This window comes from Bacillus sp. MUM 116, from assembly GCF_001866655.1.
Taxonomy (GTDB): domain Bacteria; phylum Bacillota; class Bacilli; order Bacillales; family Cytobacillaceae; genus Neobacillus.
Map to the genome: position 1 here is coordinate 1 of NZ_MLYR01000106.1, position 14,144 is coordinate 14,144.

Sequence of the window (14,144 nt, forward strand, 5' to 3'; positions counted from 1 at the left end):
GAATTTGAGAGTGTCGAACATTTTAAAGTAGAATTACAAAAATATATTAATTACTATAATACGAAACGGATCAAGGCAAAATTAAAAATGAGTCCGGTACAATACCGAACTCATTTTACACACGTTGCCTAATGAAATAACCGTGTCTAACTTTTAGGGGTCACTTCAATAAGAGGGGTTTATTTTCCTTTAATTCCCTTTTCTTTTTTCAGCTAAATCAATAGCAAGCTGAGCAGTACGTTTTTTATTTAAAGGATATAAGAACGTTAGAATTAAGAAAATCACAAACATTACAATCGCTGGAACGAGCGTGCCAAGTGTATGAATTCCGTGCAGCGTGTCTTTTGCTTGTCCTTGGAGAGTTGGATTATAGCCAACAGCTGCAATCGCAGCTCCTCCAATACCTCCAGCCAAAGCCTGGCCAACTTTACGAGAGAATGAATAGATCGAGTAAACAGTGCCATCTTCACGTAAACCAGTTAAATACTCATGATAATCAATAACATCTGTAACGAAAGCCCAAACAACCAAGTTAAATAATCCATATCCAAACATTGCGATAGATAGAATAGCAATAAATTGAGTTGCCGTTAAGCTAGGTAGGAAGTATAGAACACCATATACAATTACTGAAAGTAATAAACCGGCTGATGCTAATTCTTTTTTTCCAAACTTCGCTACTAACGGTTTAACCATCGGCATACCAACAAACACCGCGGCAGATTGGATCAATCCAACCATACTTAATGCTTTTGCGTTGCCAAAATAATCTTTAAACAAGTAGACGTTTACTGCCCCTATTAGCATAAAACACATCATGAAACTTAAAGAAGCAATTAAAATCCATAGTAATGGTTTATTTTTAACAAGGCCCTTCAATGTTTTGCCAAGGTTCACTTTTGGCCGATCTGCTTCATTGACAGTAATACGTTCAATCGATAACTTATAACAAGCTAAATAACAAGCGATGGCAAGAATTCCGAAAATGATTGCTCCGAGTAAAAAGTGGTTTGCATCGACTTTATTATTAACAAATAAAATCATTGGACCTACAACGTTAATGATTAAGCCCGCTAAATTGGCACCTAGAGTTCTCCAGCTGGATAATGAAGTACGTTCAACCGGATCGCCTGTAATGACAGAAGCCATAGAGCCATATGGGATATTGACCGTACTATATAATGTTCCCCATAGAATATATGTTACATAGGCAAAAGCCGTATAAAATCCATTTGACATACCAGGAATTTGGACAAACATTAACACACCGCTAATAACTAGTGGAAATGACATCCTTAAAATCCACGGTCTGAATTTTCCATTTTTCCCGGCTTTTCTTGTGTCGATAAAGCGTCCCCAGGAAACATCTGCAACAGCATCCCACAAACGTGCAATAAAAAAGAGGCCTCCTACTGCTGCTGGATTAAGATGAAATATATCAGTATAGAACACCATCAAGAAAGAAGATACAAGAATGAAAAAGAAATCATTGCCGAAATCACCAAATAAATAACCAAATTTGTCTTTCATTCCGAATTTTCTGAATTCAGATTCCGTAGAAATATTTGTTTGTTTTGCACTTTGATTCATGTTTTCGCCTCCACTCATATTATTTGAAACCCCTTCTAAAACCATTTTTAAAAAAATATCTCGAGATTTTTGAATCATTAATTAGTTTATTAAACTAATTAATGGATCTTTTCAGTAGAATATCATCATCCCTATAAATTAGTCAATAATATTTTTGAAAGCGCTTCATTAAAAAAAATTTTCCAGAAACTATGCTTACCTCATCTTTTAATGAAGGCTGTTTTCGATAAGTTTGTTGCTAATGAAAAGAAAACCTATTATAAAAACAACATTCCTTGAGAAAAGAGCCTTAATGAATGAAATTAACTGATAAGTATATTATAAAAATAAAGGGGTGTTAGAATGAAACCGCAAAAGAATCAAAACAAGTCTTTAACTTATGAATCCGATGGAAAAATGGGAAAAGAGAAAAAAGGTACGAACAATAAAGGAAAAGATTTTTTTAACACGACTCAGAATAGTGAATGACAACAAAGCTTCCCGAAAAACGGGAAGTTTTTTTACAATATTCAACAAAAACTTTAAAATTAGCTATTCCATAGTATAATTGGTAGGATATAATTTTTATGTTAAATCATTACTTTAGAAAAATAGTTTTGTCTTACAGGAGATCCATATAATGTTAAAAGATTTTGTATCGAATGCAGCACTTTTAATTGCCTCCTTTTCCATCATGGGACAATTATTTAAGGATAAGCCATTACATCTTTCATCCCACCTATCGGTAAAATTTTACTGGGGGATAAGTTTTGGAATTCTAGGGAATATTCTTATGCTGTACAGTATTCATATTAACTCAACAACTATTGCCGATTTACGTCATTTGGCTATTGTAATCGCGGGGGCATTTGGGGGAGGAATTCCTGCCATGGTCGCCTCCATTCTGATTGGAATCGGTAGGATTTTATTCTTTGGATATAATCATACTTCCATACTGGCATCTGCGGGAGTCATCCTGACAGGGATAGTTTGTGGGGGAATATCAAAATTAAAATTTCATGCCACCTTAAAAGCCTTTCTTATGAACCTCATGGGCTTGTTCATTATATCGATTATTCTTTCGATTAACATTGATGATTGGGGTGTATTAACAAATATCTTGGCGTACCATTATATTATTTCGTTAATTGGCGGTTTTTTTTCCTATTATTTATTAGAGTATATTGCTAAATCAAACGCGGCCCAGCAACATTTAAAAGAAGCTAATAAACTATTGAATCAACTTTCTTACATAGATGGTCTGACGGGAATTGCCAATCGAAGATATTTTGATCAAACCCTTGAAAATGAATGGATAAAGTTAGCCTACACAAATTACCCGTTAACTTTAATTATGTTCGATATTGATTATTTTAAAAAATATAATGATACTTACGGGCATTTGGAAGGGGACCACTGTCTTCAAACCATTGCCAATAAGATAAAGAATGAAATCTTCACGCACCCTTCCTACACATTTTGCCGGTATGGAGGAGAGGAGTTTGCAGTTATTTTACCCTTCGTGAATGCCAATGAAGGACTTCAAATTGCAAAAAAAATTCAGAAAGCAATTCAATCACTTAAAATTCCACATATTAGCTCAAAAATATCAGATATCGTAACTCTTAGTATCGGGGTTGCCACAATTTCTCCCAAATCTTCTTCAAACCAGGAGGAGCTCATACAAATGGCTGACCAATCATTGTATCTCTCGAAAACCAATGGAAGAAATAGAATTTCATCCGTTAATTTGTAAAAAACTTGAAGGTTACCTGCCTTCTTTTTTATTTTCATCGACGTAATATCGCAAAATTTAGAAAATTTTGTGTAAATTTGTTGTATCTTTGGGAAATAACCTGTAAAATTTTCCTATCAGCTCTTTTTGGACGGTGAAATGAATGGAAATTACGAAACATCTCTTCTTAAATTTTTCCATTTTAATAATTCTACTGTTTTTTTACTTGATTTGTTCTGATAAATATAAGAAAATTCTTACCTCTAAGCCTGTAACAATCTTATTATTTATCTGTTTATTATGGGTTTGTGTCCAATTTTCCTATAATCCTATACCCTTCTCCCGCTATGACTTAAGAATTATCCCATTAGTGATTGGCGGTTTGTATCTTGGAATTGGTCCCATCCTCGTTTTAGCTTTACTAATCATTAGGAGTTTTTTCGGATGGGATATGGGGCTAGCAGAGACCTCTCTACTTTATGGGCCGCTGGCCATTGTATTTTGGTTCATGGCTCCCTGGTTTTGGAAACAAAGTTCTTCACGGCGAATCCTTATTGCAGTGTTAATGGGAATGGGACTTAGTGTCCTTACAATCGGGGGAATGGGACTTTTCCATCCCTATACAAATTGGGTTGATGCTTGGTTTGCCTACTTAGTCATTCCTCCACTTGGAATTGGCATTGTTTCATATTCACTAGAATTTATCAAAAATAATAACCAAATGCGTCTTCAATTAATTAAAACCGAGAAATTAAAAGCAGTCGAGCAAATGGGAGCCGCAATCTCCCATGAAATTCGCAATCCGCTCACAACTGCCACTGGCTTTGTTCAGTTATTGCAGGATGATTATCTGCCAAGACATAAAAGAAGAGAGTACCTTGCACTCGTAAAAGACGAATTACATTCTGCTGAACGGGTCATTCAAGACTACCTGACCTTTGCAAAGCCTTCATTAGAAGTATTTGAGGAACTAAATGTAAAAAGTGAAATGAAACAAATTATTAAGATTCTACAGCCATTAGCCAATCAAAATTCTGTCGAAATTAATACAGACTTTTCCGTAATTGGTTTTATTAAAGGTGACCAACAGATATTTCGTCAGTGCTTTATTAATGTAATCAAAAATGCGATAGAGTCCATGCCCACCGGAGGATATCTTTCATTAAAAACGGAATACGACCATAATTATGTGATGGTTACAGTTAAGGATACAGGGGTGGGAATGACAAAAGAACAGATTGACAGGCTGGGCGAACCCTTTTATTCCACTAAAGGTAAAAACGGTACCGGGCTTGGAATGATGGTTGTGTATAGCATTGTTCGAGCCATGAATGGATGGATTCGGGTAGAAAGTGAAGTAGATGCCGGAACCACGTTTCATTTTCATTTTCCTTCCATCAGACCAATGAGAAACTATATGAAAGCAGAAAACCAATAAAAAATGGACAGAATATCTGCCCATTTTTTATCGTTTCATTCTAATCATAAATTTATAGCGGTCTGCCCGATAAGTTGATTTTACAAATTCTACTGGTGTGCCGTCGTGTAAGAACGTGTTACGATGAATCAACATGACAGGTGCTCCGGTGGAGATTTTCAAGTAAGGTGCCTCGAGACGGTTGGCAATCGATGATTCAATCGTCTGCGTTGCATAATCAATTCGAAGATTTAACTGACCCTCAATGTACTCATATAAAGACTGATTTACAATCTCCTCAGTTAGTCCTTTAATCAGATTGGCCGAAATATAATTGATTTCAATCGCCATCGGCAAATCATCCGCTAAACGAATCCGTTTAATTTCATAAACAGGACCATATTCTTTTATCGCTAATTGATTAGCGATTTGGGCCGTTGCAGGAATCAGCTCAAAAGTGAGCAGTTGACTTCCCGGTTCCAACCCTCTTGATCTCATATCTTCTGTAAAACTCGTTAATCCCTGTAATGCTTGTTCAATTTTCCGCTCCGCTACGAATGTTCCTTTTCCTTGCAAACGATGCAAATAGCCTTCATTCACAAGCTGGGTAAAGGCTTGTCTGACCGTCATCCTGCTTATTTGATATTTTTCAGCATATTCTCTTTCAGGAGGAAGCGCGTCTCCCGGCTTCATTTCGCCCTTTTCAATTAATTCTTTTATAAGTTCCTCTAATTGATAGTAAATGGGAATGGGGGAATTTTTATCAATCATACTCCTCTCAACTGCATCCTTTCGAGTAAACTGGCCACTGCCATTGAAGAAATTCTCTATTTTTTCATAACTGGAATTTTCAGATCTAAAATGGCTGCTTCATCTGCAATTATTGTAACACATGGGTGATTTTTCAGGACAGAAGCAGGGAAATTTTCATTTAGTTCCGAGTGTATAAGCTCGTACATGGCATCCCTTTTGCTTTCTCCCGAAACTAATAGAAGAATTTCCTTACTTTTCATGATAGTTGAAATCCCCATTGTAATGGCTTGTGTTGGTACTTCTTCCGGACGATTAAAAAATCTTGCATTTGCTTCAATGGTTGAAGGTGCCAGCTTTACAATATGTGTTTTTGATTGAAAGGAAGTTCCCGGTTCATTAAAACCGATATGTCCATTGCTGCCAATTCCAAGAACCTGCAGATCAATGCCGCAATGACTCATGATTAAATCCTCATACCGATTGCATTCCTCTTCGATATTCTTGATATTTCCCTGTGGAATAAAAGTATTCGACGTTTTAATATCAATATGGTTAAAGAAATTATCATCCATATAATATCGATAGCTATTTATATCAGTCCCGGCAAGGCCGATATATTCATCCAGATTAAAGGTAGTTACGTTCTGATAGGAGGTACCGTTCTTTTGATGATCTTCAATCAGATTTCGATAGGTCCCTGTCGGTGTTCCGCCTGTAGCTAATCCGAGAGTGATGGAAGGATGTTTAAGAACCTTTTCGATGATATATTCAGCCGCTTTTTGGCTCATGTGCTGATAATCTTTTACCTCAATGATTTTCATTTAGTTTTCCTCCTTTTTAAAGGCAACTGCTCCACGGCAAATGGTCATAAAAACATCTAATTGATCATCCAGTATGACAATGTCTGCGTCTTTTCCAACCGAAATACTACCTTTACGATCATAAATATTTAATTGTTTAGCCGGGTTTACAGAGACCATTTCAATCGCGTCTTCAAGTGAACATTCAGTAAATGAAAGAAGATTTTTAACCGCATCACCAAGTCTTAAAATACTGCCGGCTAAGGTATCGTCGTCGAGAAATGCTCTGCCGTCTTTTACTGTTACCTGCTGCCCGCCAAGATCATATATACCGTTTTTCAGACATTTTGCCCGCATTGAATCTGTGATGAGTATTAACCCCTCTTTACGTTTTAATTTATAAGCAAACTCAATCATTTCAGGCCGGACATGCACTCCATCGACAATCATCTCCACAATCAATTCATCCCTTAATAATGCTGCTCCCGCTACACCGGGTTCGCGATGATGGAGCCCGCGCATTTGGTTAAAAAGATGGGTGACGTGATTGGCACCTGCATCGATGGCCGCGATTACCTCGTCATACACTGCATCGGTATGACCAATCGATGCAATGATCCCATTTTCTTTCAGATAATGAATCAACTCAAGACCGCCGGGCCTTTCGGGTGCCAGGGTTACAAGTTTTATATTTCCCTTTGAAAGCTCCTGCCATTTCTTAAATAAAGAAAGGTTTGGATCAATAATGTGCTCAAGTGGCTGCGCTCCAGCTCTTTTTTTATTAACAAAGGGACCTTCAAGATGAATCCCTAAAACTTCGGCACTTTCTTGAGTCGATTGAGTTTCAATATAATTTCCAGCATTTATTAACGCTTTTTCAATTTCTGTTTTATCCTGGGTCATGGTTGTTGCCAAAAAACTGGTTGTTCCTTCTTTAGGAAGGGTTTCCGCCATATTTTTCAAAGCTTCCGGTGTAGCATCCATCACGTCCGCACCGTTAACACCATGGATATGAACATCGATAAAGCCAGGAATCGCTTTATAATGAGATGAAAGTTCTATTGTTTCATATTCATTAGTATTTAATTGCTCATCTATTACACCAAGTTCAGCTATTTTTTGATTTTTTATTTTAATATAACCGTTTTCAATGATTTTACCTTCTGAATAAATTTGAATACCTTTTAACAAAATATGATTAACTTTTGCAGGCATATTCATTACTCCTTTCAAGATACTTTCATATTAGCACCGCTTAGATATAGTTGTCTATACCAATAAACCTTATACATTTATTGCTTTTTTTCTAAAAAGCATAGAAAACCCTTTATTTTAGGGAATTCCTCCTTTAACCTTTATATTTATCGAATAAATTTTTATAAATTGGTATAGACATCTGTAATATTCTGATGGTATGATAGCACTGCATTTGAAAAGCGCTTTCAACATTAACTTCTTAAATAAAGGAGAGACACATATGTTAGGATTTTTACAAAGAATCGGAAAGGCATTAATGCTTCCTATCGCAGTACTGCCTGCTGCGGGGCTGTTGCTCCGATTTGGACAGCCTGATCTATTAAACATCCCATTTATTGCAAATGCTGGGAATGCGATTTTTGCAAACTTGGCCTTGATTTTCGCCATCGGGGTGGCAATGGGTTTTGCAAAAGATAACAATGGTGCAGCTGCCTTAGCAGGTGCAATTGGTTATTTAGTATTAACAGAAGGTACAAAAGCAATTGATAAAAATATTAATATGGGTGTCCTTGGCGGGATTCTAACCGGGATTATTGCAGGACTCTTATATAATCGTTTCCGTGATGTCAAGCTTCCAGAGTGGTTAGGATTCTTTAGCGGCAGAAGATTTGTTCCGATTATCACGTCCGTTGCTATGGTTATTTTGGCAGGCATTGCCGGGTTTGTTTGGCCGCCTATCCAGGATGCCATTAATGGTCTAGGCAATTGGATTATAGGTCTTGGCGCAATTGGTTCAGGTCTATTTGGATTTTTAAACCGTTTATTGATTCCATTAGGTCTTCACCATGTGTTAAATAGCTTATTCTGGTTTCAATTTGGTGAATTTCAAGGAAAAACTGGGGATATTGCCCGTTTCTTTGCCGGTGACCCAAGTGCAGGCGGCTATATGACTGGTTTCTTCCCTATCATGATGTTTGGACTTCCTGCGGCGGCTTTTGCGATTATTGCTGCGGCAAAACCTGAAAAAAGAAAATCTGTATCCGGTATGTTTATCGGACTTGCCTTAACCTCTTTTCTAACAGGTATTACAGAACCAATAGAATTTTCATTTATGTTTATCGCTCCATTACTCTATGGTGTACACGCAGTTTTAACAGGACTTTCTATGTGGTTAACGTCAATTTTGGGAATCAAAGATGGCTTTACCTTTTCAGCGGGTGCCATTGACTATGTATTAAACTTTAACATTGCTCACAAGCCTTTATTGTTATTATTAGTAGGATTAGTTTACGCAGTTATCTATTTCGTTATATTTTATGGACTCATTAAAGCTTTTAACATCAAAACACCTGGCCGTGAAGACGATGATGCCGCTGAAGTTAGTCAAGCCGCGGATCAGTGCACAGTCGGAAGCAACAAATATGAAACAATGGCTTATCATTTTATTCAAGATATTGGCGGCCGAGAAAACATCACGACCATCGATAATTGTACAACCCGCCTTCGTTTAAACATTAAAGATATGGATCAAGTAAAGGATTCCTCTTTAAAAGCACATGGTGCAAAAGGAATTATGAAATTAAATAAAAATAATCTCCAAATTGTTGTGGGTACAGAGGTAGAATTTGTTGCCGATGCAATGAAGAAAATCGATATGAATCAAGTGAATTTTGCTGTTTCTCCTGAAGCAGCCCCTTCGGCAGAGGTTACTGGCAAGCAGCCATTAACCGGTAATGACTTTGTGATGCCAATTGAAGGAGAAATTATTCCACTTTCCGATGTTCCAGACCAAGTATTTTCACAAAAAATGATGGGCGATGGTTTCGGAATTGTTCCTTCCAATGGATCGGTTGTTTCACCTGTTGATGGAGAAATCCTTAATGTGTTCCCAACAAAACACGCCATTGGAATTCGCTCGAAACAAGGCTACGAAATTCTTATTCATATCGGATTAGATACGGTCAATTTAAAAGGAGAAGGCTTTACGGTTCTGGTAAAAGAAGGAGAGCAAATTACAAAGGGGCAGGAAATCTTGAAGTTTGATTTGGATTTCATCAAAAAATCTGTTCCTTCTTCCGTCACTCCTGTAATATTTACAAATTTAACAAGTTTAAATATTAAAACACACGGACAGACAGAACAAGGAAAAAGCGGGATCCTATCGATTGAATAAAGAAAAAAGACAGGTGCCTGGCACCTGTTTTTTTGTTAGGCATATAATTTTGTTTCTTCTTTTTGGAAGAAGCTCTTCATTGCATGGAATACATCAGCCTTTTGCTTGAGAATATAATAGCGGAAATTCTCATCCTTGATATTCTTATAGGCTGACATTAAAGTCGAATGGCGGTTATACTGATTTACCTCGCCATAGCCAAACATATTCGAAACCTTCATTAATTCTTCAACCAATTTTACGCAGCGGGCGTTATCAGATGTTAGATTATCACCATCTGAAAAATGGAATGGATAGATGTTATACTTTATTGGGCTGTATTTGTCCTCAATTAATTCGAGTGATTTGCGATAAGCAGATGAGCAAATCGTTCCACCGCTTTCCCCTTTGGAAAAGAAGTCTTCCTCACTAACGACCTTTGCTTCCGTATGGTGAGCAATAAATTCAATTTCCACTGTTTCATATTTCGTTCTTAAAAAGCGGGTCATCCAAAAGAAAAAGCTCCGGGCCATATATTTTTCCCAAATCCCCATTGATCCACTTGTGTCCATCATCGCGAGTACAACAGCTTTGGAATCAGGCTTAATGACCTCATTCCAGGTCTTAAATTTTAAATCATCCTTATAAATGGGGTGGAATGCCGGTTTCCCGCTCATTGCATTCCGTTTGAAGGCCGACATCATGGTTCGCTTTTTATCAATATTCCCCATTAACCCTATTTTTCGAATATCATTAAACTCGATATTCTCTACAACATGTTCTTCTTGTTCTTTTCTCTTTAAATTCGGAAGCTCCAACTGTTTAAATAAGGCTTCCTCTAATTCCATTAGTGAAACTTCAGCCTCAAAATAGTCCTCTCCAGCTTGATCTCCTGCGCCTTGCCCTTTTCCAGGGCCTTTTTGCCCGCTGGAACCGTCACGTGCTACTACATCACCGACTTGGCTGTCACCGTTACCTTGGCCCACGTGTTTGTTTTTGTCATAATTATAACGAATTTTATATTCGTCCAATGAACGAATCGGAATTTTTACCACATCTCGACCGTTTGACATAATGATGCTTTCCTCTGTGATAAGATCGGGAAGATTATTACGAATCGCCTCTTGAACTTTTTCCTGGTGCCGCTGCTGGTCATCGTGGCCTTTACGGTGGAGGGACCAATCTTCTCTCGAAATCACAAATTGATGGTTGTTGTCTGACAATTAAAACCCCTCCTTATTCAATTTTTACAAATTCTTTTGCACACTTTTTTTTCAACAACATACAATAACTCGAATGAAAAAATAGAATAGAAATGTTGATTACTTTATCCTATGCAGAAACGACAAATAATTTACAAATAATTTTGACAATTGGTGCTTTCGCCTAGAAGAATGGACATGTTTTAGATAGAAAAAGACTGGCAAAATTTATTCTGCCAGTCTCTATACTGTGAAACTTCTATCAGTGGGGGGCTTTCCATCCCCCACTGATTGTTAGTTGAACCAATCGGGCTTTTATGGGCAGTTGTCCCCCACCCTTATTATCCCAATTAGGATAATATTAGTTTTGTTATGGAGACTAACTGCCCGTTAATTCGGGATAGCCGTTACCGATTTAATAAGCTTCCTACATACCTCAATAGCTCGTTTGCTGAGGTTGAATTATAACCATGCTCATCAATGAGGCGTGCCACAACATCGTTGATTTTTTTCAGCTGCTGCTCATCCGGAGTTTTGGACGATGTCGTAATCTTAACAACATCCTTAAGGTCCGCAAACAGCTTCTTCTGAATCGCTTCACGAAGGCGGTCATGGGAGTTGTAGTTAAATCGTTTTCCTTTTCTTGCAAAGGCAGAAATGCGGATTAAGATTTCTTCCCTGAACGCTTTTTTCGCATTTTCAGATATGCCAATTTGTTCTTCAATCGAACGCATTAATTTTTCATCCGGATTAATTTCTTCACCTGTTAATGGGTCGCGAAGCTTCGCTTTATTGCAATAAGCTTCAACATTATCCAGATAATTATCCATGAGTGTCTTAGCAGACTCCTCATACGAGTAGACAAATGCTTTTTGAACTTCATTTTTGGCGATATTATCATACTCTTTGCGTGCTAAAGAAATATAGTTCATATAACGTTCACGCAGCTCTGCTGTAATGGATGGATGCTGATCCAATCCGTCTTTTAATGATCTTAATACATCTAATGCATTGATTGAAGGTACTTCTTTACGAATGATAGTAGAAGAGATTCGGTTAATGACATAACGGGGGTCAATACCACTCATACCCTCATCAGGATATTCCTTCTTAAGCTCCTCAATATCAGCTGTATTAAAGCCTTCGACACTCTCTCCGTCATACAGGCGCATTTTTTTGACTAAATCAATATCACCTTTCTTTGGTTCCTTTAAGCGAGTTAGGATTGTAAACATTGCTGCAACACGAAGTGTGTGCGGAGCAATATGAACATCTGACACATCACTTTCCCGAATCATTTTCTCATAAATTCGTTCTTCCTGTGACACTTTAAGATTATAAGGGATTGGCATCACAATGATCCTGGAATGAAGCGCTTCATTCTTTTTATTGGAAATAAAGGAGCGATATTCCGTTTCATTGGTATGTGCAACAATGAGTTCATCTGCGCTGATTAAAGCAAATCGGCCTGCTTTGAAATTTCCTTCTTGGGTTAAAGAAAGAAGGTGCCATAAAAACTTTTCATCACATTTTAACATCTCCTGGAATTCCATCATTCCGCGGTTTGCTTTATTGAGCTCCCCGTCAAAACGATAGGCCCTTGGATCGGACTCTGAACCAAATTCTGCAATCGTCGAAAAGTCGATGCTTCCGGTTAAATCAGCAATATCCTGTGATTTTGGATCGGATGGACTAAAGGTTCCGATACCGGTTCGTTTATCCTCTGAGAAAAAGATCCTCTCTACCTGAACATCTTCAATCCTGCCGCCATATTCCTGTTCAAGGCGCATCATGTTTAATGGCGAGAGATTTCCTTCAATGCGGATCCCGTATTCTTCATAAAATTCATTACGCAAATGATGCGGAATTAAGTGCAGCGGATCTTCATGCATCGGGCAGCCTTTAATGGCAAAAACAGAGCCCCGATCCGCACGGGAATAACTTTCCAAACCCCTTTTTAACATGGTCACCAATGTAGACTTTCCGCCACTGACCGGACCCATTAACAATAAAATACGTTTTCTGACATCTAATCTTTTGGCTGCCGGGTGAAAGTATTCTTCCACAAGCCGTTCAAGGGCTTCTTCTAAACCAAACAATTGATTACTAAAGAAATTGTATTTTTTCGTCCCTTTTTCTTCTTCAATCCCCGCGTCCTTAATCATATTATAAACTCGAGAATGTGCAGATTGTGCAACCCATGGCTTGTTCTTTAGCAACTCTAAATAATCGGCAAAAGTTCCTTCCCAACGAAGCTTCTCTTCTTCTTCACGAAACATCTCGATTTTTTTTAAAATATCCATAAGGCCCTCCCCCTGTAGCTTAATCAGAGACGATTAATATACTCTATGCAGGTAGTAACTTGAACATGCGTATACAAGATGTTAAGTCCTTATCTTTTTTATTGGAGCCCTTTTTATTTTTTTAAGATAGGCTATAATAAAACTATATGCTCAATGATGTGAAAAAATTTGTGGGAGGGTATACATAATGCATACATTTATCGTCTGTTTAGTTATGATCGCATTCTTAGCCGCCATCTTCACCGCTGGTTACAATGATAAGCCGGGCACAAATAAATAATTTAAAAGGCTGCCAATTGGCAGCCTTTTTTTATTAGCCTAGATTAGGGCCTTTTTCAAGCAGGTTAAGGTAGTTTTGTTGTCTTAATGCTTCATAAACAAGAATTGCAGCTGTATTAGATAAATTTAATGAGCGGACATTTTCGTTCATTGGAATCCTTAATGCCCGGTCTTTGTTGCCCTCAATGACATCTTTCGGAAGACCTGTTGTTTCCCGACCAAAAATAAAAAAATAATCTTTATTTAGATCACTATAGTCAAAAGAACTATGCGGGATTTCGCCAAATTTAGTTAAATAAAAAAATTCACCGCCTGCATTCTTTTCAAAAAATTCATCTAATGAATCATAATAAATGATATTAACAAACTCCCAATAATCCAAACCGGCCCGTTTCAACATCTTATCTTCTGTTGAAAACCCTAATGGACGGATTAAATGTAAGGAAGTATCCGTTGCAGCGCATGTACGAGCGATATTTCCGGTGTTAGAAGGAATTTCCGGCTGGTATAATACAACGTGGTTAGACATGAATTTCACCTCAAATAAAAATCTCTTCATGCAATTATACCACAAGAATAGCGGAAGCACCTTGACCAGCCTCAGGCATAGCTTAAAACAGGCCGCGAGAAGGTTGCTCTTTAACCTTCTTGTCGGATTGGCTGTAGACCATCGAGGGGCTAAGCGCTGGAGCTGGACACTGCTCAAATTTCAATGAAATTACTTTTTTTCAGAAACA

The 14,144-nt window shown here is 37.6% G+C and carries 12 protein-coding genes; 5 read left to right on the forward strand and 7 right to left on the reverse strand.

What is annotated here, in order from left to right; translation table 11 throughout:
• Positions 1 to 132, forward strand: a 132-nt coding sequence (locus BIV60_RS22885) for an IS3 family transposase (RefSeq protein ID WP_141770533.1), incomplete at its 5' end; no start/stop codon positions are given.
• Between the two features lie 57 nt (positions 133 to 189).
• Here BIV60_RS22885 and BIV60_RS22890 read toward each other — a convergent pair.
• Positions 190 to 1,590 (reverse strand): MFS transporter, encoded by a 1,401-nt coding sequence (locus BIV60_RS22890; RefSeq protein ID WP_071358036.1) that lies wholly within the window; start codon positions 1,588 to 1,590, stop codon positions 190 to 192.
• 342 nt (positions 1,591 to 1,932) lie between these two features.
• On the opposite strand from BIV60_RS22890, the gene BIV60_RS30585 reads away from it, so the two are divergent.
• From BIV60_RS30585 to BIV60_RS22900, 3 genes are all read left to right on the forward strand, one after another.
• The gene (locus tag BIV60_RS30585; RefSeq protein WP_256218515.1) at positions 1,933 to 2,058 is read left to right on the forward strand and encodes a hypothetical protein; all 126 of its coding nucleotides are present in this window, start codon (positions 1,933 to 1,935) and stop codon (positions 2,056 to 2,058) included.
• A 151-nt stretch (positions 2,059 to 2,209) separates the two neighbouring features.
• Complete coding sequence (locus BIV60_RS22895) at positions 2,210 to 3,325, forward strand: GGDEF domain-containing protein (RefSeq protein WP_071358037.1); 1,116 nt, start codon at positions 2,210 to 2,212, stop codon at positions 3,323 to 3,325.
• A gap of 142 nt (positions 3,326 to 3,467) precedes the next feature.
• Positions 3,468 to 4,742 carry a sensor histidine kinase gene (locus BIV60_RS22900; RefSeq protein ID WP_071358038.1) on the forward strand — a complete coding sequence of 425 codons (1,275 nt, stop codon included), beginning with the start codon at positions 3,468 to 3,470 and terminating at the stop codon, positions 4,740 to 4,742.
• Positions 4,743 to 4,769: 27 nt separating this feature from the next.
• Here the strand turns inward: BIV60_RS22900 and BIV60_RS22905 are convergent, their stop codons facing one another.
• From BIV60_RS22905 to nagA, 3 genes are read right to left on the reverse strand one after another with little or no spacing between them, the layout of a single operon-like run.
• Positions 4,770 to 5,492: a GntR family transcriptional regulator gene (locus BIV60_RS22905; protein ID WP_071358039.1), complete on the reverse strand. Its 723-nt coding sequence runs from the start codon at positions 5,490 to 5,492 to the stop codon at positions 4,770 to 4,772.
• Between the two features lie 56 nt (positions 5,493 to 5,548).
• On the reverse strand, positions 5,549 to 6,295 hold the full coding sequence (gene nagB / locus BIV60_RS22910; RefSeq protein WP_071358040.1) for a glucosamine-6-phosphate deaminase: 747 nt from the start codon (positions 6,293 to 6,295) through the stop codon (positions 5,549 to 5,551).
• Complete coding sequence (gene nagA, locus BIV60_RS22915; RefSeq protein WP_071358041.1) at positions 6,296 to 7,489, reverse strand: N-acetylglucosamine-6-phosphate deacetylase; 1,194 nt, start codon at positions 7,487 to 7,489, stop codon at positions 6,296 to 6,298. It lies immediately after the preceding gene.
• A gap of 262 nt (positions 7,490 to 7,751) precedes the next feature.
• Between nagA and nagE the strand changes: the two genes are divergently transcribed.
• Positions 7,752 to 9,644, forward strand: coding sequence for an N-acetylglucosamine-specific PTS transporter subunit IIBC (nagE, locus tag BIV60_RS22920; RefSeq protein ID WP_071358042.1), 1,893 nt, complete (start codon positions 7,752 to 7,754; stop codon positions 9,642 to 9,644).
• 35 nt (positions 9,645 to 9,679) lie between these two features.
• On the opposite strand, the gene yhbH is transcribed toward nagE, so the two are convergent.
• The 3 genes from yhbH to trmL form a co-directional block, all read right to left on the reverse strand.
• On the reverse strand, positions 9,680 to 10,846 hold the full coding sequence (gene yhbH / locus BIV60_RS22925) for a sporulation protein YhbH (RefSeq protein ID WP_071358043.1): 1,167 nt from the start codon (positions 10,844 to 10,846) through the stop codon (positions 9,680 to 9,682).
• A 386-nt stretch (positions 10,847 to 11,232) separates the two neighbouring features.
• A complete protein-coding gene (locus BIV60_RS22930; protein ID WP_071358044.1) occupies positions 11,233 to 13,128 on the reverse strand; it encodes a PrkA family serine protein kinase in 1,896 nt (631 codons plus the stop codon).
• 313 nt (positions 13,129 to 13,441) lie between these two features.
• A complete protein-coding gene (gene trmL, locus BIV60_RS22935; RefSeq protein ID WP_071358045.1) occupies positions 13,442 to 13,936 on the reverse strand; it encodes a tRNA (uridine(34)/cytosine(34)/5-carboxymethylaminomethyluridine(34)-2'-O)-methyltransferase TrmL in 495 nt (164 codons plus the stop codon).
• Positions 13,937 to 14,144: the final 208 nt, after the last annotated feature.

Excerpts from the sequence above, each read along its gene's own strand:
- BIV60_RS22895 (WP_071358037.1), top strand. The coding sequence starts at position 2,210 with ATGTTAAAAGATTTTGTATCGAATGCAGCACTTTTAATTGCCTCCTTT.
- BIV60_RS22890 (WP_071358036.1), bottom strand. The coding sequence starts at position 1,590 with ATGAATCAAAGTGCAAAACAAACAAATATTTCTACGGAATCTGAATTC.
- trmL (WP_071358045.1), bottom strand. The coding sequence starts at position 13,936 with ATGTCTAACCACGTTGTATTATACCAGCCGGAAATTCCTTCTAACACC.
- nagB (WP_071358040.1), bottom strand. The coding sequence starts at position 6,295 with ATGAAAATCATTGAGGTAAAAGATTATCAGCACATGAGCCAAAAAGCG.
- BIV60_RS22930 (WP_071358044.1), bottom strand. The coding sequence starts at position 13,128 with ATGGATATTTTAAAAAAAATCGAGATGTTTCGTGAAGAAGAAGAGAAG.
- nagE (WP_071358042.1), top strand. The coding sequence starts at position 7,752 with ATGTTAGGATTTTTACAAAGAATCGGAAAGGCATTAATGCTTCCTATC.
- nagA (WP_071358041.1), bottom strand. The coding sequence starts at position 7,489 with ATGCCTGCAAAAGTTAATCATATTTTGTTAAAAGGTATTCAAATTTAT.
- BIV60_RS22905 (WP_071358039.1), bottom strand. The coding sequence starts at position 5,492 with ATGATTGATAAAAATTCCCCCATTCCCATTTACTATCAATTAGAGGAA.
- BIV60_RS22900 (WP_071358038.1), top strand. The coding sequence starts at position 3,468 with ATGGAAATTACGAAACATCTCTTCTTAAATTTTTCCATTTTAATAATT.
- BIV60_RS30585 (WP_256218515.1), top strand. The coding sequence starts at position 1,933 with ATGAAACCGCAAAAGAATCAAAACAAGTCTTTAACTTATGAATCCGAT.